This is a genomic window from Brachyspira suanatina (assembly GCF_001049755.1).
GTDB lineage: Bacteria > Spirochaetota > Brachyspiria > Brachyspirales > Brachyspiraceae > Brachyspira > Brachyspira suanatina.
This window is the reverse complement of sequence record NZ_CVLB01000001.1, coordinates 206131-226362: the sequence shown is the minus strand read 5'-3', so window position 1 is coordinate 226362 and position 20232 is coordinate 206131. Positions and strand designations below refer to the sequence as shown.

Annotated in this window: 34 protein-coding genes; 2 read left to right on the top strand and 32 right to left on the bottom strand. The window is 32.9% G+C overall.

Annotation, left to right across the window (positions count from 1 at the left end):
* Nucleotides 1-18 precede the first annotated feature (18 nt).
* The 32 genes from BRSU_RS01065 to rpsL all read right to left on the bottom strand — a co-directional run bounded on the left by BRSU_RS01065 (nucleotide 19) and on the right by rpsL (nucleotide 18041).
* Nucleotides 19-993, bottom strand: coding sequence for a DNA-directed RNA polymerase subunit alpha (locus BRSU_RS01065; protein ID WP_048593378.1), 975 nt, complete (start codon nucleotides 991-993; stop codon nucleotides 19-21).
* Between the two features lie 30 nt (nucleotides 994-1023).
* Nucleotides 1024-1650 (bottom strand): 30S ribosomal protein S4, encoded by a 627-nt coding sequence (rpsD, locus tag BRSU_RS01060; protein ID WP_020064463.1) that lies wholly within the window; start codon nucleotides 1648-1650, stop codon nucleotides 1024-1026.
* Nucleotides 1651-1692: 42 nt separating this feature from the next.
* Complete coding sequence (rpsK, locus tag BRSU_RS01055) at nucleotides 1693-2103, bottom strand: 30S ribosomal protein S11 (RefSeq protein ID WP_008723418.1); 411 nt, start codon at nucleotides 2101-2103, stop codon at nucleotides 1693-1695.
* 16 nt (nucleotides 2104-2119) lie between these two features.
* Complete coding sequence (gene rpsM / locus BRSU_RS01050) at nucleotides 2120-2509, bottom strand: 30S ribosomal protein S13 (RefSeq protein WP_008723417.1); 390 nt, start codon at nucleotides 2507-2509, stop codon at nucleotides 2120-2122.
* A 22-nt stretch (nucleotides 2510-2531) separates the two neighbouring features.
* Entirely contained in the window at nucleotides 2532-2648 is a 117-nt protein-coding gene (rpmJ, locus tag BRSU_RS01045) for a 50S ribosomal protein L36 (protein WP_008723415.1), read from the bottom strand.
* Nucleotides 2649-2672: 24 nt separating this feature from the next.
* On the bottom strand, nucleotides 2673-2891 hold the full coding sequence (gene infA, locus BRSU_RS01040) for a translation initiation factor IF-1 (RefSeq protein WP_012671636.1): 219 nt from the start codon (nucleotides 2889-2891) through the stop codon (nucleotides 2673-2675).
* A 4-nt stretch (nucleotides 2892-2895) separates the two neighbouring features.
* Entirely contained in the window at nucleotides 2896-4236 is a 1341-nt protein-coding gene (gene secY, locus BRSU_RS01035; RefSeq protein WP_012671635.1) for a preprotein translocase subunit SecY, read from the bottom strand.
* Between the two features lie 11 nt (nucleotides 4237-4247).
* Nucleotides 4248-4739, bottom strand: a complete 492-nt coding sequence (rplO, locus tag BRSU_RS01030; RefSeq protein WP_048593377.1) for a 50S ribosomal protein L15 — start codon at nucleotides 4737-4739, stop codon at nucleotides 4248-4250.
* Between the two features lie 11 nt (nucleotides 4740-4750).
* Nucleotides 4751-4930, bottom strand: a complete 180-nt coding sequence (rpmD, locus tag BRSU_RS01025) for a 50S ribosomal protein L30 (protein WP_012671633.1) — start codon at nucleotides 4928-4930, stop codon at nucleotides 4751-4753.
* On the bottom strand, nucleotides 4930-5448 hold the full coding sequence (rpsE, locus tag BRSU_RS01020) for a 30S ribosomal protein S5 (RefSeq protein ID WP_157031442.1): 519 nt from the start codon (nucleotides 5446-5448) through the stop codon (nucleotides 4930-4932). The genes rpmD and rpsE overlap by 1 nt, the downstream gene beginning before the upstream one ends.
* A gap of 11 nt (nucleotides 5449-5459) precedes the next feature.
* Nucleotides 5460-5816, bottom strand: a complete 357-nt coding sequence (rplR, locus tag BRSU_RS01015; protein WP_048593376.1) for a 50S ribosomal protein L18 — start codon at nucleotides 5814-5816, stop codon at nucleotides 5460-5462.
* Between the two features lie 10 nt (nucleotides 5817-5826).
* Nucleotides 5827-6399, bottom strand: a complete 573-nt coding sequence (rplF, locus tag BRSU_RS01010) for a 50S ribosomal protein L6 (RefSeq protein WP_048593375.1) — start codon at nucleotides 6397-6399, stop codon at nucleotides 5827-5829.
* A 24-nt stretch (nucleotides 6400-6423) separates the two neighbouring features.
* Nucleotides 6424-6825: a 30S ribosomal protein S8 gene (gene rpsH / locus BRSU_RS01005; protein ID WP_014488939.1), complete on the bottom strand. Its 402-nt coding sequence runs from the start codon at nucleotides 6823-6825 to the stop codon at nucleotides 6424-6426.
* Nucleotides 6826-6841: 16 nt separating this feature from the next.
* On the bottom strand, nucleotides 6842-7027 hold the full coding sequence (locus BRSU_RS01000; protein WP_008723403.1) for a type Z 30S ribosomal protein S14: 186 nt from the start codon (nucleotides 7025-7027) through the stop codon (nucleotides 6842-6844).
* Nucleotides 7027-7590, bottom strand: coding sequence for a 50S ribosomal protein L5 (rplE, locus tag BRSU_RS00995; RefSeq protein WP_012671628.1), 564 nt, complete (start codon nucleotides 7588-7590; stop codon nucleotides 7027-7029). Before rplE ends, BRSU_RS01000 begins: the two co-directional genes overlap by 1 nt.
* 17 nt (nucleotides 7591-7607) lie before the next feature.
* Nucleotides 7608-7949 carry a 50S ribosomal protein L24 gene (rplX, locus tag BRSU_RS00990; protein WP_008723393.1) on the bottom strand — a complete coding sequence of 114 codons (342 nt, stop codon included), beginning with the start codon at nucleotides 7947-7949 and terminating at the stop codon, nucleotides 7608-7610.
* Between the two features lie 2 nt (nucleotides 7950-7951).
* On the bottom strand, nucleotides 7952-8320 hold the full coding sequence (gene rplN / locus BRSU_RS00985; RefSeq protein WP_008723391.1) for a 50S ribosomal protein L14: 369 nt from the start codon (nucleotides 8318-8320) through the stop codon (nucleotides 7952-7954).
* 5 nt (nucleotides 8321-8325) lie between these two features.
* A complete protein-coding gene (gene rpsQ, locus BRSU_RS14715) occupies nucleotides 8326-8688 on the bottom strand; it encodes a 30S ribosomal protein S17 (RefSeq protein ID WP_014488942.1) in 363 nt (120 codons plus the stop codon).
* A 12-nt stretch (nucleotides 8689-8700) separates the two neighbouring features.
* A complete protein-coding gene (gene rpmC / locus BRSU_RS00975; RefSeq protein ID WP_012671626.1) occupies nucleotides 8701-8907 on the bottom strand; it encodes a 50S ribosomal protein L29 in 207 nt (68 codons plus the stop codon).
* Nucleotides 8907-9320 (bottom strand): 50S ribosomal protein L16, encoded by a 414-nt coding sequence (rplP, locus tag BRSU_RS00970; protein WP_008727113.1) that lies wholly within the window; start codon nucleotides 9318-9320, stop codon nucleotides 8907-8909. The genes rpmC and rplP overlap by 1 nt, the downstream gene beginning before the upstream one ends.
* Nucleotides 9320-10057, bottom strand: a complete 738-nt coding sequence (gene rpsC / locus BRSU_RS00965; protein WP_014488943.1) for a 30S ribosomal protein S3 — start codon at nucleotides 10055-10057, stop codon at nucleotides 9320-9322. Before rpsC ends, rplP begins: the two co-directional genes overlap by 1 nt.
* 3 nt (nucleotides 10058-10060) lie before the next feature.
* Nucleotides 10061-10468, bottom strand: coding sequence for a 50S ribosomal protein L22 (gene rplV, locus BRSU_RS00960; RefSeq protein ID WP_014488944.1), 408 nt, complete (start codon nucleotides 10466-10468; stop codon nucleotides 10061-10063).
* Nucleotides 10469-10479: 11 nt separating this feature from the next.
* Nucleotides 10480-10749 (bottom strand): 30S ribosomal protein S19, encoded by a 270-nt coding sequence (rpsS, locus tag BRSU_RS00955; protein ID WP_008723378.1) that lies wholly within the window; start codon nucleotides 10747-10749, stop codon nucleotides 10480-10482.
* On the bottom strand, nucleotides 10749-11585 hold the full coding sequence (gene rplB / locus BRSU_RS00950; RefSeq protein ID WP_014488946.1) for a 50S ribosomal protein L2: 837 nt from the start codon (nucleotides 11583-11585) through the stop codon (nucleotides 10749-10751). Before rplB ends, rpsS begins: the two co-directional genes overlap by 1 nt.
* A 12-nt stretch (nucleotides 11586-11597) precedes the next feature.
* Nucleotides 11598-11891, bottom strand: a complete 294-nt coding sequence (gene rplW, locus BRSU_RS00945) for a 50S ribosomal protein L23 (protein WP_012671621.1) — start codon at nucleotides 11889-11891, stop codon at nucleotides 11598-11600.
* Nucleotides 11892-11902: 11 nt separating this feature from the next.
* The gene (gene rplD / locus BRSU_RS00940; RefSeq protein WP_048593374.1) at nucleotides 11903-12550 is read right to left on the bottom strand and encodes a 50S ribosomal protein L4; all 648 of its coding nucleotides are present in this window, start codon (nucleotides 12548-12550) and stop codon (nucleotides 11903-11905) included.
* Nucleotides 12551-12578: 28 nt separating this feature from the next.
* On the bottom strand, nucleotides 12579-13232 hold the full coding sequence (rplC, locus tag BRSU_RS00935) for a 50S ribosomal protein L3 (protein ID WP_012671619.1): 654 nt from the start codon (nucleotides 13230-13232) through the stop codon (nucleotides 12579-12581).
* Nucleotides 13233-13336: 104 nt separating this feature from the next.
* Entirely contained in the window at nucleotides 13337-13642 is a 306-nt protein-coding gene (gene rpsJ / locus BRSU_RS00930; protein ID WP_008723370.1) for a 30S ribosomal protein S10, read from the bottom strand.
* Nucleotides 13643-13723: 81 nt separating this feature from the next.
* Nucleotides 13724-14950 carry an elongation factor Tu gene (tuf, locus tag BRSU_RS00925; protein ID WP_014488947.1) on the bottom strand — a complete coding sequence of 409 codons (1227 nt, stop codon included), beginning with the start codon at nucleotides 14948-14950 and terminating at the stop codon, nucleotides 13724-13726.
* 75 nt (nucleotides 14951-15025) lie between these two features.
* Nucleotides 15026-17107 carry an elongation factor G gene (gene fusA / locus BRSU_RS00920; protein WP_020064459.1) on the bottom strand — a complete coding sequence of 694 codons (2082 nt, stop codon included), beginning with the start codon at nucleotides 17105-17107 and terminating at the stop codon, nucleotides 15026-15028.
* A gap of 20 nt (nucleotides 17108-17127) precedes the next feature.
* Complete coding sequence (rpsG, locus tag BRSU_RS00915) at nucleotides 17128-17598, bottom strand: 30S ribosomal protein S7 (protein ID WP_048593373.1); 471 nt, start codon at nucleotides 17596-17598, stop codon at nucleotides 17128-17130.
* A gap of 14 nt (nucleotides 17599-17612) precedes the next feature.
* Nucleotides 17613-18041 (bottom strand): 30S ribosomal protein S12, encoded by a 429-nt coding sequence (gene rpsL / locus BRSU_RS00910; RefSeq protein ID WP_012671615.1) that lies wholly within the window; start codon nucleotides 18039-18041, stop codon nucleotides 17613-17615.
* A gap of 505 nt (nucleotides 18042-18546) precedes the next feature.
* Here rpsL and hisIE point away from each other — a divergent pair.
* A complete protein-coding gene (gene hisIE / locus BRSU_RS00905) occupies nucleotides 18547-19209 on the top strand; it encodes a bifunctional phosphoribosyl-AMP cyclohydrolase/phosphoribosyl-ATP diphosphatase HisIE (RefSeq protein ID WP_048593372.1) in 663 nt (220 codons plus the stop codon).
* Nucleotides 19210-19574: 365 nt separating this feature from the next.
* On the top strand, nucleotides 19575-20114 hold the full coding sequence (locus BRSU_RS00900) for a hypothetical protein (protein WP_048593371.1): 540 nt from the start codon (nucleotides 19575-19577) through the stop codon (nucleotides 20112-20114).
* Nucleotides 20115-20232: the final 118 nt, after the last annotated feature.

The following is a 20232-nucleotide window of genomic DNA, read 5'->3' as shown; positions in this document are numbered from 1 at the left end:
AACTTTTATATTATTCTCTTATCCTCTCATACCAAGATGAGCATTATACTCAGCTAGCTTTTCCTTAATTTCTTCGATGATCATTTCATTAGCACCGATTAATCTTAATAAATCAGCATCAGTTTTTACTGCAACTTTATCTAAAGTTTTAAGATCAGAAGCCATTAAGAAATTAGCAGTTCTAACAGAGAATTCTACCTCTTCAATATGTTTACCTTTAAGAGAATCAAGCACAGAATCTTTAGGAGTTTCTTCTATTTTTTCATCATCTCCATTAGCCTCTTCAGGATCCATAAAATGCTTTAAATTATCTCTTAAAATTTTAGCAGCTTGGGATAAAGCCTTATCAGGAGCTATATTACCCTTAGTTTCTATCTCAAGAGTAAGTTTACCATAATCTATACGCTGACCCACTCTGATAGGATCAACATTATATTTTACACTTACAATAGGAGAATAAATAGCATCTATAGCTATAGCATTAATATCTTCTAATAATTCAATATTCATTTCAGCAGGTACATAGCTGTATCCGCCTTCAATTTGAATATCCATCTCAAAAGTATATCCCTCAGCGATTGTAGCTATATAATAGTCAGGATTATGCACTTGAGCTTCAGTATCATCAGCCACTAAATCTCCAGCAGTGATAACACATGGACCTTCTTTTTTCATATGAATAGTTTTAGTATCCATATGAGGAGGAAGAGAAACTACTACATTTTTAAGGTGCATAATCATAACGATTGTGTCCTCTTTCATTCCAGGAACATTTTCAAATTCATTGCTAACACCATCAATTTTTATAGTAGTGATAGCATAACCAGGTATAGAAGATAATAGTACTCTTCTTAAAGCATTACCAACTGTTACCGCATATCCTCTCTCAAAAGGCTGAGCTATAAATTTACCATAAGTAGGAGTTAAATCCTTCTTTTCAAAAGTAACTCTATGAGGATGTCTAATAGATTCTAATATTTCTTTTAATGCCATTCTTAAAATACCCCTTATAAAAGAGTTCCATTACTTAGAATAATACTCAATGATGAGCTGTTCATTAATAGGATACTCTATATGCTCTCTTATAGGTAAAGTTACGATTTCACCTGTCTTATTAGAAAGATCTAAACTTAACCAAGCAGGAACATACTCACTTTTTAAACCTTCCACTATAGTTTTTACTTCAGCTACTGCGTTACCTCTTTCAGTGAAAGAAACTTTATCACCTACTTTAACACAATAAGAAGGAATTGTCATTCTTTTACCATTAACAGATATAAAACCATGAGCTACAAATTGTCTAGCTTGATTTCTGCTTTTAGCAAGTCCAAGCCTGTAAACAACATTATCCAAACGAAGCTCTAATAATCTAAGTAAGTTTTCACCGGATACACCAGCTACACGAATAGCCTCATGATAATAATTTCTAAATTGTTTTTCTAAAACGCCGTAAATACGTTTAACTTTCTGTTTTTCTCTCATCTGAATACCATATTCTGATAACTGTTTCATTTTACGGTTAGCAGGACCAGGTACATCTCTCTTTTTTGTTATAGCACATTTAGCAGTAAGACATCTATCGCCTTTCAACATAAGTTTCATTTTTTCGCGGCGACATAATCTGCAACTAGCATCTCTATATCTTGCCATAATTATTTATCTCCTATTATCAATACAATTCTTAATTAACTATTATATTCTTCTTCTTTTTCTAGGACGGCAGCCATTATGAGGCATTGGAGTAACGTCCTTAATAAGTTTAACTTTAAGACCTGAAGCTTCAACTGCTCTTATTGAGCTTTCTCTTCCCATTCCAGGACCTTTAACGTAAACTTCTACTTCTCTCACACCCATTTCATAAGCTTTTTTAGATGCTTTTTCACTAGCAACTTGTGCTGCAAAAGGTGTAGATTTTTTACTACTTTTGTAATCTCCATCTAAACCTGCACTAGCCCATGATAAAGTGTCACCATTTCTATCAGTTATAGTAACTATTGTATTATTAAAGCTAGCCTTTATATGTACTATACCAAAAGCTTCAACTTTTCTATCTTTTTTAATTTTTTTATCTTTTAGAGTTTTTTTACCTTTTTGAGTAGCCACTATTATCCCCCATTAATTATTTTTTACCTGGTGCTTTTTTCTTACCAGCAATAGCTTTTCTAGCACCGCCACCTCTAGCATTACGAGAGTTTGTACGAGTGCGTTGACCATGTACAGGAAGCCTCTTAATATGACGCATTCCGCGGTATGAGTGAATGTCTTTCAAACGTTTTATATTATTATAAAGCTCTGTACGTAAATCACCTTCTACTTTAGTAGTGGCTTCTATAGCATCTCTTAAAGCAGTAATTTGTGCATCTGTTAAATCTTTAGCTTTAATAGAATAATCTATATTAGCTTTATCACAAATAACATGAGCAAGAGTACGTCCTATACCATATATATCAGTAAGGGCTATTTCTATTCTTTTATTATTTCTTATTTCAACACCCATTAAGCGTGCCATATTAATTATCTCCTTAAATTAATTACTTCTGTTTTTGTTTATGTCTTGGGTTTTTCTTACATATAACTCTAACGACGCCTTTTCTCTTCACTATTTGGCAGTCATTACAACGTTTTTTTATAGAACTTTTTACTTTCATTGTAACTAATCTCCATTTAATTTATTACTTATAACGATAAATTATTCTACCCTTTGTTAAATCATAGGGAGACATTTCTATAGTTACTTTATCTCCAGGAAGTATGCGGATAAAATTCATACGCATTTTGCCTGATATATGAGCCAATATCTTATGACCATTCTCTAACTCTACTCTAAAAGTAGCATTTGGAAGAGGCTCTACTACAGTACCCTCTACTTCTATAGTTTCTCTTTCAGCCATATTATTACCTTCTCACCTTAGATTTCTTTAATATACCGTCATAGTTATGCATTTGCAAATAAGACTCTATTTGTTTTAATAACTCAACAGCAACACTTACACTAATCATTACTGATGTTCCACCCATCAAATAAACAAGCGAATTATTTGTACCTCTGAAAGGAGCAAATATAGGAATCTTAGACATTAAATCTGGAAATACTGCTATTGCTGCTAAGAATATTGAACCGCCTATAGTTATTCTGCTTAATACTGTCTTTAAATATTCTGCAGTTTGAGTACCTGGTCTGTAACCTGGTATAAAACCGCCGGACTTTTTAAGATTCTCAGCTATATCATCAGGATTGAACTGTACTGATGTATAAACATAGGCAAACATTATAACTAATAAACAATAAAGAATTATGTATGCCCAACTTCCATAAGAGAAGAATCTAAGCAATGCATCAAGCCATCTCCATTGAACTCCTCTAGTTAAGCTAGCTATTTGAGCAGGAATTGCCATTAAAGCTGAAGCAAATATTATAGGAATTACACCGGATGGGTTGATTTTGAAAGGTATATGAGTTGATTGAGCTCCGAATACTTTTCTGCCTACAACTCTTTTAGCATACTGAACAGGAATTCTTCTTTGTCCGCTTTCTTCATAAACTACACAGAATATTACTATTGCGAAAATTATAAAGAAAAGAACTATTACTAAAGAATTCAAATATTCACTTTCTCTCTTTTGTATAACATCATAAACCCCAGCAGGAATACGAGCAACAATTCCAGCAAAGATTATAACAGATATACCGTTACCAAGGCCGCGTTCTGTAATCTGGTCACCTAGCCACATCAAGAACATGGTACCAGCAGTAGCTGTTACAACCACTAGAAGTATGAAACCTATACCAGGATTCATAAATATCATAGCACCTTCATTTATACTCTGAATCCAGCTAGCCATAGCTGCAGATTGTACTATACAAAGAACAAGAGTTAGATATCTAACATACTGATTTATTTTTTTACGACCGCTCTCACCTTCTTTTTGCATTCTTTCCAAAGCAGGAATAACTACACCAAGAAGCTGCATTATAATTGAAGCAGAAATATAAGGCATAATACCAAGCGCTAATATAGAAAATCTAAATAAAGCACCACCTGAAAATAAATCCATTATAGTTAAAAGTCCTCCTCCACCTTGAGATGAGGACAAAAAACCTAAAAGAGCTGTAGGATCTATACCAGGTGTTGGAATATGGCTTCCTATTCTATAAACTAATATAGCAATAACAGTAAATAAGATTCTGCTTCTTAATTCTTGTACTCTAAATATATTAGCAAACGATTTAAACATTATAATCTACCTTAAGACTTTTTATCTTCTTTTTTTCTAATATATTTTTTGCGTTCATGTATTACAACTTTACCGCCAGATTTCTCTATTTTTTCTATAGCTTTTTTACTAGCCATATCAACTGTTATAGTAACAGCATTTTTTACTTCACCCATAGAAAGAAGTTTAATATAATCTCTCTTAGATGATAAGAAACCCATTTGAAGTAAAGTTTCTCTTGTGATTTCATTACCGCCTATAGAATCTAAATCACCAACATTAATAATATTTACACATTTTTTGAAAGCTGCATTAGTGAATCCGCTTTTTGGAATTCTTCTATGTAAAGGCATTTGTCCGCCTTCAAAACCAGCTCTTCTGCTGTAACCGGCACGAGACTGAGCACCTTTATCACCTCTGCCTGCTGTACAGCCCCAACCAGAACCTTGTCCACGTCCTACTCTATGACGTTTTTTACTAGATCCCTTAGGAGCTCTTAATATTTTTTTATTTTCTTGTGCCATTTTTAAGAACCTCACTTATACTCTACTTTAAGAAGATGTGATATTTTATTTATCATTCCATTTATTTGAGGAGTTGCTTCTTTTTCTACAACTCTTTTGCCCTTTTTGAAACCCAAAGCTACAACTGTAGCTCTTTGAGATTTCTCATAGCCTATAGGAGATTTTACTAATGTTATTACAACTTTAGCCATTATTCTACCCTCCCATAAATTTGATCTATACTTACACCTCTTTTATTAGCCATATACTCTACTGTTTTCAAAGATTTTAAACCTTCAAAAGTAGCTTTAGCTAGGTTCATAGAGTTGTTATTTCCTAAAGATTTAGAAAGAATGTTTTTAACTCCTGCTAATTCCAATACTGCACGAGCAGGACCTCCAGAAATAACTCCTGTACCTTTAGAAGCTGGTTTCATAACTATTCTGCTGCTTCTAAATACACCAACTGTATTATGAGGTATAGTTTCACCTTTTAAGTTAACTTCTATCATGTTTTTCTTAGCTTGCTCTATAGCTTTTCTTATAGCATCTGGTACTTCGTTTGCTTTACCGTAACCTAAACCAACATGACCATTTTTATCGCCTAAAACCATTAAAGCGGCAAATCTAAAACGTCTTCCGCCTTTCATAACTTTAGCTACTCTGTTTAAAGTTATTAGACGCTCTTCATACATACTTTTTTCTTCGTTGTTATTTATATCGTGTGCCAAGGTAATACTCCTTAAAATTTCAATCCTGCTTCACGAGCACCGTCAGCTAGGGATTTTATTTTTCCATGATATATATATCCGTTTCTATCAAATACAACTTCACTTATATTTTTCTCTTTTGCTCTAGTAGCTAAAACTTTACCTATTTCTTTAGCTATATCCACATTCTTACCGCTTTTTAAATCTTTTTCTTGAGAAGATGCTGATGCTAAAGTGATACCTTTACTATCATCTATTATTTGAGCAGATACATATTTAAGACTTTTATGAACTGTAAGTCTTGGACGCTCTGAGCTTCCTTCTATTTTTATACGTATACTTCTTTTTCTTCTTTCGCGTTGAGCTTTAATCTTTTCTCTTAAACTCATAAAAAACCCCTTACTTAGCAGCTTTTTTACTTTCTTTATATTTTACATGCTCGCCGTCAAATCTAACACCTTTACCTTTATAAGGCTCAACAGGTCTTTTCTTTTTGATATTCATAGCAAGCTCGCCTACTTGTTCTTTATCATTGCCTTCAATAATGATTTTAGTATCTTTTTCTACTGTTACTTTAATACCTTCTGGTATTTTCATTTTAACATCACTAGAAAAACCTAATTGCAATGTTATAGTATCTCCTTGAACATTAGAACGATAACCTGTACCTTCTAATTGAAGAACTTTTTTATATCCGTTAGTAACGCCTTCTATCATATTAGAAATAAGCTTCCACACTAAACCTAATTGTGCAGAGTACTTAGCTTTATTTTCTTTAATAGCTTTCTCGTCAGTACTTTCAATCTTAGGAGGTTTAACCCAAAGAGAATTATTTTCGAGTTCAAATATTATATAATCAAAAAACTCTCTTGTCAACTCCCCTCTTTTACCTTTTACGATTACTTTATGTCCGTCTATCTTAACTTCAACGCCTTGAGGTATCGCTATAGGTTTATTTGCTAATCTACTCATTATTAATACCCTCTTAATAATTTATTACCAAACGTAGCATAAAACTTCGCCGCCAACTTTTTCTTTTCTAGCCTCTTTATCTGTCATTACACCTTTACTTGTAGATATTACAGATATACCGAAACCGTTTTTTACTTGAGGTATAGTATCTACTGATGTATAAACTCTTAAACCTGGAGTTGATACTCTTTGAATTCCTTCTATTACTGAACTTCCCTCATAATATTTCAAATCTATTTCTATGCGGAAGAAATTTTTATCTTTTACTTCTACTTTTTTGAAGTCATTAATATAACCTTCTTTCTTTAAAATTGCAAGTATATTTTCCATTTTTGTAGAAAAAGGTATAGTAACAGACTCTTTTTTTGCTCTACAACCATTTCTTATTATAGTTAAAGCATCTGCTATTGGATCATGTACACTCATTCATATTCTCCTTAAATTACCAACTAGACTTAGTTACGCCCGGTATCAAACCTTTATTTGCTAAATCTCTAAAACATATTCTGCACATCTTGTACTGTCTTATATAAGCACGAGGTCTGCCGCATATTGGGCAACGATTATATTGTCTTGTTTTATATTTTTGTTTTTTTGTAGCTTTAACTTTAAGTGCCAATCTAGCCATTATTTATTCTCCTGACTTTTAGGTGCTGCACGGAATGGCAAACCAACTCTTTCTAATAAAGTGCGTGCCATATCGTCATTATCTGCAGTAGTTACTATTGTTATATTTAAGCCTTTTACGGCATCTGTTTTATCAAAACTTATTTCTGGGAATATAGTATGTTCTTTTATTCCTAAGTTGTAATTACCATTACCATCGAAACCTCTTCTAGGAATACCTTGGAAGTCTCTTACTCTTGGTAATGCTATGAATATTAATCTCTCTAAGAAGTCATACATTCTTTCGCCTCTTAAAGTTACTCTGCAGCCTATAGGCATACCTTGTCTTAATTTGAAGTTAGCTATAGACTTTTTAGCTCTTGTTACAACAGCTCTCTGTCCTGCTATTTGGCTTAGTTCTTCTACAGCAGAATCAACATATTTTTTGTCTGTTACAGCCTGAGTTACTCCCATATTGATTATGATTTTTTCTATTTTAGGGATAGCCATAGTAGAGCTTAAATTCATATCTTTTAGAAGAGACTGTTTAATCTCGTTTTCATACCTATCTTTCAATACTGACATAATTTATTTTCTCCTACTTACTTATCAAGAACTTCGCCTGATTTTTTGGCATATCTTTTTAGTTTACCGTCTACTTCTTTTCTTCCAACTCTAGTAGCTTTTCCTGCTTTGTTTACTACCATTACATTGGATATATGTATTGAAGCTTCTTTCTCAACTATTCCGCCTTTTTGATTCTCTTGGCTTTTAGGCATAGTTTTTTTAACCATATTGATGTTTTTTACTAAAACTCTGCCTCTTGTTCTATCTACAGACAATACCTCTCCGCGTTCTCCGCTTTGCTCTCCAGCTATTACCTCAACAGTATCGCCTTTTTTTACTTTGTATTTTGTCTTACTTAAATCTTGTTTCTTTATCATAATTATATTACCTCTGGTGCAAGTGATACTATCTTCATAAAGCCTCTGTCTCTAAGTTCACGAGCTACAGGTCCGAATATACGTTTACCGCGTGGCTCTTTCTTATCATCTACTATAACAGCAGCATTCTCGTCGAAACGAATATATGAACCGTCAGGGCGTCTAACTTCTTTTTTTACTCTTACTATTACAGCTTTTACTACTTTACCTTTTTCTATAGAGCAAGTAGGTATTATATCTGTTACAGAACAGATAATTACATCACCTAAAGTAGCATATCTGCGTCTGCTTCCGCCTAATACCTTAATACATTTTAACTTTTTAACGCCTGTATTATCAGCTACATTAAGAGTGCTTGGTACTTGTATCATAGTTCTTACTCTCCTTCAACCTGTGAAGAAACTGCTGCTTCTGGAGCATGTTTTTCACGTTTTAAAACATTCTCTACATCGCTGTCTATAGAATCTTTTTCTATACGCTCTGCTTTCTTGATTATTTTTGTTAATCTGAATTTTTTATCTTTACTAAGAGGTCTGCACTCTATCACTCTTACTAAATCGCCTTCATGACATTCATTTTTTTCATCATGAGCTTTATATCTTTTATTTTTACTAATAGTTTTACCATAAAGCGGGTGTTTCTGCTTGCTTTCTACTTTAACAACTATAGTTTTATCCATTTTATCAGAAACTACAATTCCCTCAAGTACTCTTTTATATTTTTTTGCTTTGCTTTCCACAGTAATACCTCACTATTTTTTTATGCCAAGTTCATGCTGACGAATAAATGTCTTAACTCTAGCTATATCTTTACGAGCTTTCTTTAATTGATGAGTTTGTCTAGCATCACCAACTACTTTTTCAAATCTATGCTCTTGATATTCTTTTTCTAATTTTAGAAGTTCACCTTTAAGCTCTTCTAAACCTAATGACTTATAATCTTTAGTGTTCTTAGCCATTATATAGCCTCCCTCTTAATGAACTTAGTTTTGATAGGGAGCTTGAAACCAGCTAGTCTGAAAGCTGATTGAGCTAATTCTTCTGGAACACCTGCTATTTCAAATATTACTTTTCCAGGCTTAACTACAGCTACCCAATATTCAACGTTACCTTTACCTTTACCCATTCTAGTTTCAGCAGGTTTTTTAGTATAAGGCTTATCAGGAAATACTTTTATCCACATTTTACCTACACGCTTAACATGTCTTGATATAGCAATACGTGCAGCCTCAATTTGTCTATCTGTAAGCCATACAGGCTCTAATGCCATAAGACCATAATCTCCGAAAGTCAAATTACTTCCTCTCTTAGATTTGCCTTTCATTCTGCCTCTATGATGTTTACGATATTTCATTCTTGATGGTTGTAACATTATCTATCTCCTTTGGCACTGATAACTTTACCTGCATCATCTTGTTTATGTTCTTTCTTATCAAGAATTTCACCCTTATAGATCCACACTTTTATTCCGATAATACCGAATGTAGTAAGTGCTTCTGCAGTGCCATAATCTATATTAGCTCTCAATGTATGTAATGGTACTGAACCATTTTTATATTGTTCTGTTCTAGCAATATCAGCACCTGCTAAACGACCAGAACACATAACTTTTATACCTTTAGCACCTTTCTTCATAGCCTGAGTTATAACACTTTTCATAGCTCTTCTGAAAGCAACACGCATTTCTAATTGACGAGCTACGCTTTGTGCTGCTAAATTAGCATCTAACTCTGCATCTCTGATTTCTGTAATAGAGAAATGAACTGGTTTTTTAACCATTTTTTGAACAGTTGTTTTTACAGTTTCAACTCTCTGTCCTTTAGGACCTATTACAACTCCTGCTCTTGCAGTAGAGATGAAAATATTTATTCTATCTGGGAAACGTACTATTTGTATATCAGATATAGCAGGGTCAAAAGACTCTTTTTTTCCGCCGATTTTCTTTTGTTCTTCTTTTAATGTTTTATAATAATAATTCATTATATAGCGTCTGATAGATAAATCTTCATGCAAACTGTCTGCATAAGTTCTGCTATCTTCAAACCATTTACTAGACCAAGTTTTGTTAATTCCGAGTCTTAAGCCTATTGGACTAACCTTTTGACCCATAGTTTATACCTCCGCTGCTTTAGGTGCTTCTTCTGTTTTAGCACTCTTAGCTTTTAATTTTTTCTTTTCAGGTTTTTTATCATCACTTAAAATTATAGTAATATGTGAAAGTCTTTTTAATATTGGATCAGCACTACCTCTGCTTGCTGCACGTATTCTTTTAAGAGTAGGTGCTTTATCAACATAAGCAGTTTTTACCCATAATGTATCTGGATTGATATTTCTTGATTGGAATATAGCATTAGCTATTCCGCTCTTAATAGCCTTTCTTAGAACTACTGATGACATCTGAGGCATTGTTGCTAGATTAGATATAGCATGGTTAACATACTCACCTTTAACAAAAGGAAGCAGTCTTGCTACTTTTCTGCGACCAATGCGTAAATAACGTACCTTTACTTTATAATCCATAGTCTAAATCCTTATTTCTTACCTACTTTAGCGGCACCGGCATGAGATATAAATTTTCTTGTTGGTGCAAATTCGCCTAATTTATGACCTATCATATTTTCTTGTATATAAACTGCTACAAATGTTTTTCCGTTATGAACATTTATAGTAAAACCTATCATTTCTGGAATAATTGTTGAAGCACGGCTATAAGTTTTTATTTGATGCTTATTATCTCCAGCTTGTATCTTCTTAAAAAGATTCTTATCTACAAAAGGTCCTTTTTTAATAGAGCGAGACATTATTTCTTACCCCCTCTTCTCTTGATTATTAATCTGTCAGAATACTTGTGTTTCTTTCTAGTCTTGTATCCCTTAGTAGGTACACCTGTAGGTGAAACCGGATGTGGGTTACCCTGTCCGCTTTTACCTTCACCACCGCCGTGTGGGTGATCTACTGGGTTCATTACAACACCTCTTACTTTAGGTCTTCTACCTTTATGTCTAGTAGTTCCAGCTTTACCGTCTGTAGTATTGAAATGATCTAAATTTCCAATCTGACCTATAGTAGCATAACAATTCTCTAGTATTCTTCTTTCTTCGCCTGAACGAAGTCTTATTACACAATAACCGCCTGATTTAGCTGTGATTTGAGCACCACCTCCTGCTGCTCTAACAAGCTGACCGCCTTTTCCAGGAGTTATTTCAATGTTATGTATTATAGTACCTAATGGAATTTTTTTCAATGGTAAACTGCATCCAATTTTAACTTTTGCATTTTCACCGCTTACTACTCTATCGCCTACATTAAGTCCCAATGGCCATATTATGTATCTTTTCTCGCCATCTGTGTAGTGTAGTAAAGCTATACGAGCTGTTCTGTTAGGATCATACTCTATAGAAACTACTTTAGCTTCTACATCATGTTTATCTCTTCTAAAATCTACAAATCTAAATAGTTTTTTATGTCCGCCTCCGCGACGACGCATAGTTATACGACCATTTGAACCGCGTCCGCTTATACGTTTTTTTCCGCATACTAATGATTTACAAGGCTCATTTGTTGTAATATCCGAAAAATCTACTACTGTACGATAACGCAAACTTGGTGTTGTCGGTTTAAATTTCTTAATAGCCATCGGTATCCCTCATTATTTTACTATATCTATTGATTCTTTGCCGTCAAGAACTATTATCGCTTTTTTATAGCTGCGTGTATATCCGCGTCTGCTCATTCTGCGATTTTTCTTCTTAGGCTTAACATTTATTATCTTACAATCTAGCGGATGTACATTAAATATTTTTTCAACCGCTTTCTTTAATTCTGTCTTATTAGCGTCCTGTCTTACTTTAAATACATAATAACGCTTCTCTGTTCCTCTAGGCTCAGTTCTAAGCATATTACTTTTTTCTGTAAGTATAGGCTCAATTAAAAGTGAATACATGCTCATATTTTTTAACCCTTAATTCTAGCATTTAATTTAGATAAAGCTGTTTTAGTAAAATATACCTCATCAGCATAAAATAAAGGATGTATAGACATACTGTCTGCATTTACAAGCTTTAAATCTTTGATGTTTCTTAAAGATAATAATAATTTATTATAATTATCTCCTAAAGATTCATCTTTACCTACTACAAATGCCACCTTTCTTGTATTTGGTTCTTTAACCTTACTTATAAAACTAGCCATTCTTTTTGTTTTTGGAGCGTCAAATGTAAAATCCTCAAAAACTTTAAGAACATTGCTTCCATATTTTAAAGATAAAACAGACAATAGAGCCTTACGTTTCATTTTCTTTGGCAATCTGTAGCTATAATCTCTAGGCTTAGGAGTATGTGTTTTACCACCGCCTACCCAAATTGGGGATCTAGTAGAACCTGCTCTAGCTCTTCCTGTGACTTTTTGTCTCCAAGGCTTTTTACCGCCTCCTGAAACTTCTGCTCTTGTTTTTGTAGAGTGAGTTCCCTGACGTCTGTTAGCTAATTCATTTTTGATTGCTTCGTAAAGTAGATTATTGTTAACTTCTGATTTAAATATCTCGTCAACAATCTCTAAATTGCCTACGCTATCTCCATTTTCATTTAGTATTACTACTTCCATTTTATCATCCTGTTATTATTTCACTCTATTAATTCATTGAGTTTTTCTTCTTATTACGTTTCTTTACTGCTGATGTTAATTTCACTATGCTATTTATAGCACCTGGTATAGCACCTTTTATCATAATCAAATTATCATCTGGTCTTATTTCAACTACTTTTAAGTTTTGTATAGTAGTCAAAGTATTACCCATATGTCCAGGCATACCTTTACCTTTCCATACTCTTGCAGGGTAGCTGTTACAACCTATAGAACCTGCTCTTCTTCTAAAGTTAGAACCATGGCTCATAGGACCGCCGTCATAATTATGTCTTTTCATTACGCCGGCAAAACCTCTACCTTTACTCAAAGAACTAACATCTATAAAATCGCCTGCTTGAAATATATCTGCTTTAAGCTCTTGACCTACTGTGTAAGAACTAGCATCGTCCATTCTGAACTCTTTTAAATATTTCTTAGGCTCTAAATTTGCTTTTTTAAATTGACCTATCTGAGGCTTTTTTAAATGCTTTTCTTTTACGGCACCGTAGCCTAATTGAATAGCACTGTAGCCATCTTTCTCATTATCTCTTATCTGCATAACTGTGCATGGTCCAGCCTCTACAACTGTTACTGCTATAGCATTACCAGTCTCATCGAAAACTGTTGTCATACCCAATTTTTTGCCAATTATTCCTACCATCGGCGAATCCTCTATAATGATTTTACTTACTACTTTTTAATGTTTCAAACTATTACAGATAAAACGTAGTAAAGCTTTATCTTTAATATTTTTTAATTAAACGCTTATTTAAGCTGAACATCAACCCCAGCTGGAAGCGCCAATTTCTTAAGAGACTCTGTTGTCTGAGGTGTTACATCAAAGATATCTATTAATCTTTTATATATGCGCATCTCAAATTGTTCTCTTGACTTAATGTTTACATGCGGACTTCTTATTACTGTTACCTTACGTATACTTGTAGGCAATGGTATAGGTCCTGATACTCTAGCACCTGTTTTCTTTACACTAGCTACTATAGACTGAGCTGATTGATCAATAAGCTCAATATCAAAGGCTTTTAGTTTAACTCGTATTTTCTGTTCTTTCATAGCTTGAATTACTCGCTTTCTCTTAATTTATTAAAGGGTATATCTTTTATTAAAAGGTATACCCTTTTATTTCGCTCTAAATTATTCTAATATTTTTGTTACAACACCGTTACCTACTGTTTTACCACCTTCACGTATAGCGAATCTTTGTTTTTCTTCCATAGCGATTGGAGTGATAAGTTCGATAGTTAAGTTAGCATTGTCACCAGGCATAATCATTTGTGCACCTTCTGCTAAGTTGATTACTCCTGTTACGTCTGTTGTTCTGAAGTACATTTGTGGTCTGTAACCGCTTACGAAACCGCTGTGTCTTCCGCCTTCTTCTTTTTTCAAGATATAAACTTCAGCTTCGAATTTTTTGTGAGGTGTGATTGTACCTGGTTTAGCCAATACCTGTCCTCTTTCTACTGCTTTACGTTCAATACCTCTTAAAAGACATCCAACGTTATAACCAGCTATACCAACAACTTCTTTCTTGAACATTTCTACACCAGTACAAGTTGTTTTTTGAGTAGGTCTGATACCAACGATTTCAACTTCGTTACCTTTCTCAATTTTACCTCTTTCAATTCTTCCTGTAACAACTGTACCTCTTCCAGGAATTGAGTATACGTCTTCGATTGACATTAAGAAGTCTTTATCTACTTCACGTACTGGATCTGGAATATATGTATCTAATGCATTTAATAAGTCTAATATACATTTACAATCTGGATCAGTTCTAGGATCTTTTCCAGCTTCAATTGCTTGAATAGCTTTGATTGCAGAACCTCTAATGATAGGAGTTTTAGAACCATCAAAACCATAGTGGTCTAATACGTCTATTACTTCTGCTTCTACTATTTCAGCCATTTCTGGGTCATCTAATTTATCACATTTGTTTAAGAATACAACGATGTAGTTTACACCTACTTGTCTAGAAAGAAGTACGTGTTCTTTTGTTTGTGGCATTACACCGTCTTCTGCTGATACTACTAAGATAGCACCGTCCATCTGAGCAGCACCTGTAATCATGTTTTTAATGTAGTCAGCGTGACCTGGACAGTCTACGTGTGCGTAGTGTCTGTTGTCAGATTCGTATTCTACGTGTGATGTTGCGATTGTTAATATTTTTGTTGGGTCTCTTCTACCTTGACTTTCAGAAGCTTTTGCTACTGAGTCATAAGCAACTTTCTGTACTGTTGCTGGGAACATAGCAGATGATACTGCTGTTATTGCTGATGTTAATGTTGTTTTACCATGGTCAACGTGTCCAATAGTACCAACGTTTACGTGTGTTTTATTACCTTCGTAAGTTCCTTTAGCCATTTTAATCCTCCAATTATTTTATCCTTTATGAAATTTGTTTTTTATTTTAATACTAATATTTTATTAGTTACTTACTTACTTATTATTACCCATTCTAGCACCGATTATCTCTTCTGCTACGTTTTTAGGCACTTCCTCATAATGTGAGAACTGCATTGTATAGCTAGCTCTACCTTGAGATACGTTTCTTATACTTGTTGTATAACCGAACATCTCTGCAAGAGGTACTGTAGCATTGATAGATTTATAACCAGATTTATCTGTAAATCCGTGAACCTGTCCTCTTCTTGAAGCCAAGTCACCTATTATATCACCCATATAATCTTCAGGAGTTACAACTTCTACTGTCATCATAGGCTCTAACAAATAAGGATCTGCTTTTTTACATCCGTCTTTGAATCCCATAGAAGCAGCAATTTTGAATGCCATTTCTGATGAATCTACTGGGTGGAATGAACCGTCAAATGCTGATACTACAACGTCAAGCATCGGATAGTTAGCAAGAACACCTGTATTCATAGATTCTACACAGCCTTTTTCTACAGCTGGTATATATTCTCTTGGTACTGCTCCTCCAACTATTTCATTGTTGAATTTGAATCCACCATTAGGTTCATTAGGTCCGATTCTTAGCCATACATCACCGTACTGACCTTTACCGCCTGATTGACGTACGAATTTACCTTGTACCTCAACTGTTTTCTTGATACCTTCTCTATAAGATACTTGAGGACGACCAACATTTGCCTCAACTTTGTATTCTCTTTTCATTCTATCACAGATGATTTCTAAGTGAAGCTCACCCATACCTGCGATGATTGTCTGACCTGTTTCTTCATCAAAGCTAACTCTGAATGTTGGATCTTCTTCAGCAAGTCTTGATAAAGCAACTGACATTTTATCTCTATCGCCTTTTGTTTTAGGCTCTATAGCAACGTTAATTACTGGCTCTGGGAAGTTGATTGATTCCAAGATAATAGGAGCATTTTCAGGACATAATGTATCACCTGTTGTAGTATCTTTAAGCCCTACTGCTGCTGCTATATCACCAGCATATACCTGTTCAATTTCTTCTCTTTTATTAGCATGCATCTGAAGTATTCTTCCGATACGCTCTCTTTTACCTTTTGTAGCATTAAGAACATAAGAACCAGATTCTAATATTCCAGAATAAACTCTTAAGAATGCTATTTTTCCAACGTGTGGGTCTGTCATTATTTTGAATGCTAATGCACTGAATTTTTCATCATCAGCAATTTTTCTTTTTATAACATTACCATCTAAATCAGTACCTTCTACTTCAGGTTTATCTATAGGAGATGGTAAATAATCAACAACACCATTTATTAATACTTGAATACCTTTGTTTTTGAATGCTGTACCGCAGAACATTGGGAAGAAATCAGCTGTTAATGTAGCTGTTCTTATAAGTCTTTTTATAGTTGGAACATCAATTTCCTCACCTTCAAAGAACTTATTCATAGCATCATCATCATATTCAACGATTGCTTCTAATAAAGAATTTCTATATTCTTCTGCTTTTTCTTTTAATTCAGGTCTGATTTCTCTCTCTTCCATTTTCATGCCGTCTTCAGAAACCCAAATTATCTCTTTCATATTTACTAAGTCAACAACACCCTCGAAATTACTTTCTGCACCTATAGGTATAACTACAGGGTGACTGTTAGCTTTTAATCTTTCTCTAGTTTGATCTAAAACAGCATAGAAATTAGCACCTATTCTATCCATTTTATTAACAAAAATAGCTCTAGGGATTTTATAGTTACTTGCTTGTCTCCAAACTGTTTCACTCTGAGGTTGAACGCCTCCTACTGAACAGAAAACACCTACTGCACTATCTAATACTCTCAAAGATCTTTCTACCTCAGCAGTAAAGTCAACGTGTCCCGGAGTGTCTATCAAATTGATTCTATGACCATTCCAAAAACAAGTTGTTGCAGCAGAAGTAATTGTAATACCTCTTTCTCTTTCCTGTTCCATCCAGTCCATTTCAGCTGCACCTTCATGAACCTCACCTAATCTATGTGTTTTACCTGTAAAGAATAATATACGCTCACTTAAAGTAGTCTTACCAGCATCGATGTGAGCCATAATACCAATATTACGTGTATTTTCTAATGAAATTTGACGTGCCACTTAAATATTCTCCTTAAAAACTACCACCTAAAGTGTGCGAATGCTTTGTTACCTTCAGCCATTCTATGAACTGTATCTCTCTTAGCAACTGCCTGACCTTTACCATCTATAGCATCTACTATTTCATTTGATAAACGTTCAATCATGCTTCTTCCGCCTCTTTTTCTTGAAGCATCTATAAGCCATGTGAATGCTAAAGAATTTTGTCTGTCTGGCCTTACATCAACAGGAACCTGATATGTAGAACCGCCAACTCTTCTTGACTTTACTTCTACACGAGGCTTAATATTTTCTATAGCTTCATTAAAAGCTTCTAAACCATCTTTACCTGTTTTTTCTTTAACTAAATCCATAGCTTTATAAAATATATTTTCAGCTTTGCTTTTTTTACCGTCATACATTAGCTTATTTATAAATTTACTAATAACAACGCTTCCATAAATTGGATCAGCATCTATTTTTCTAGTTTGTGCTCTTCTTCTTCTAGCCATATTATTTTACTCCATTAAGCCTTTGGTTTTTTAGTACCATATTTACTTCTAGCTTTCATTCTCTTTTCTACACCTGTAGCTTCACGGCTTCCGCGAACTATGTGATAACGACAACCAGGTAAGTCTTTAACCCTTCCGCCTCTTATAAGTACACGGTTGTGTTCCTGTAATGTATGGTCTATACCAGGAATATAAGCTGTTACTTCCATACCGTTAGTTACTCTTACACGAGCAATTTTACGCATAGCTGAGTTAGGTTTTTTTGGTGTAGTTGTTGTTACACGAGTACAAACCCCTTCTCTTTGCGGACATTTCATTAATGCAGGCGATTTTGTCTTGTTTATTATACGCTTGCGACCTTTTCTTACTAATTGATTAATTGTAGGCATAAAATACAAAACCTCTAATTCTTTATTTTTTTTACAAGCCAATCCATTTTTCAATGAATGACAACATTAATATTTTTATCTTAATAAAACTTCAAACACGAAACAGTATATATCAACTGAGCAATTATAGTATTAAAACCTAATTAATAGTGAGAAAACCATACTATACGCTTTAATCGCTTTTATGAAAGTGAGAGCATTATAAAGCAACTATACAAAAAAATCAATAGTTTTTAATAGTTTTTTTACTATTTTTTAATATTTTCACTAATATTTTCTTATTATTAGTCGCTAATAAATACTTATAATTTTATCACTTTGTAATTATTATATTTTTTTAGATTTTTTTGATTTTCTATCTTAAAAAATAAAAAAGTTTAAAAAATCAAATTAATTATATAATTAAATATAACATTTTTTTTAATAAATTATATATATTTTCAAATTATAAAAACGAAATCTAAAATCTTAATTAAATACAATATAATTCAATATAAAATATTGCAAAAAAATTATATTTATAGCATAATTACTATCAATAATATTTTAGGAATTATTTATGAACAATATAAATCAAAACGAAATATCAAAATTAAAATTCGATGATAAAGGTTTAATACCAACCATAGTTATAGATTATTATACAAAAGAAGTTTTAACCCTAGCATATATGAACAAAGAAAGTCTTGAAATAAGCATCAAAGAAGAAAAAACTTGTTTCTACAGCAGAAGCAGACAAGAATTATGGAGAAAGGGTGAAACATCTGGAAATTATCAGCATATACAATCAATAAAAAGTGATTGCGATAATGATGCTTTAGTTATAGAAGTTATAAAAGACGGACCTGCTTGTCATACAGGAAGCGAATCTTGTTTCTTTAATGAAGTGTATTCAAAAGAAGATTACAAATACTTTTCTATTGATAAACTTTATAAACTTATAGAGGGCAGAAAAATTAATCAAACAGAAGGATCATATACAACTTATTTATTTAATAGCGGAATAGATAAAATATTAAAAAAAGTTGGTGAAGAATGCACAGAAGTTATAATAGGTGCTAAAAATGACAGCAATAAAGAAACTATATATGAATTGTCAGATTTGCTTTATCATAGTTTAGTTTTAATGGTGGAAAAAGGTATAACTATTAATGATATAAAAGACGAATTAGCAAGCAGATCTATAATAGACAAAAAAGAAAAACAAAAAAGCATGAAATAATACAAAATTCTAATACATAATATTTTTAATCTTATAAAAATTCAATTATAAAAGAATCACTATTATACAAATATATACATAAAAAATTTTATTACTTCAGAAAAATTAGAAAAAATATATATTTTATTTTTCATTTAAAACAAATTCAAATGTAAATTTAATAAAATTAACATACATTATAAAGTTCGTAATCTAAAAAAATAAAAATGTAAAATATATATCTAATTTTTTTTAAAAAAACTTAAAAAAAATAATAAAAATGTAAAAAAATACAAAAAAAATATATAAAAATCTATAATTAAAAATTGTAATATTTTACTTAGTGATTTATAATATAAAAATATTTTAATTTATGGAAATATGCTATGAAAACACTATCTATTATTTCAATTGTATCTATTCTATTAATAATTTCATGTACAAAAGATTATGGGGTAAAAGTTACTAAACCTGGAGCAGACTTGATACTTTCAAAAATGCAAAGCGGAAATTGGGCTGGAGCATCTGCAAATGGAAATACACTTAATATTAGCGGAAGTACTGGTTTAAACGGAAATTATACTTTTGAAGAACCTGTACTAGGTATAGGAGGAGTATATAAAGATAGTAATGGCGGATATATAATGGCTGCTCCTGCTGGAAATGAACTTTATGTTGTAAAAATGAATGATGAAGCTAAAAAAGCAGTAGATGCTATACTTGATATTCTTGATGATGAAGGAGGAGAAGCTGTTGTTGGAAATTTAATAAGTGCTGTTATAGATAATGGTGCTGATAAAATAGATTTAAGCAATTCTGATGAAATATTAAAAGGTACTAATTTACCTGCTGATAAAAAAGCTGAAATTGAAAATATATTAAAAAATTCTCAAGGCGGATTCACTGCCGGAGAAGCTATTAAATAAAATATATCGGTTCTTATTATGAAAAAAATTTGTATATTATTATCTATTTTGTTTTAGCGCCTATGCTTCTGCTAAAGGACTTCCTCTTTCTACAGAAGTAACAGGCGAAGATTACAGC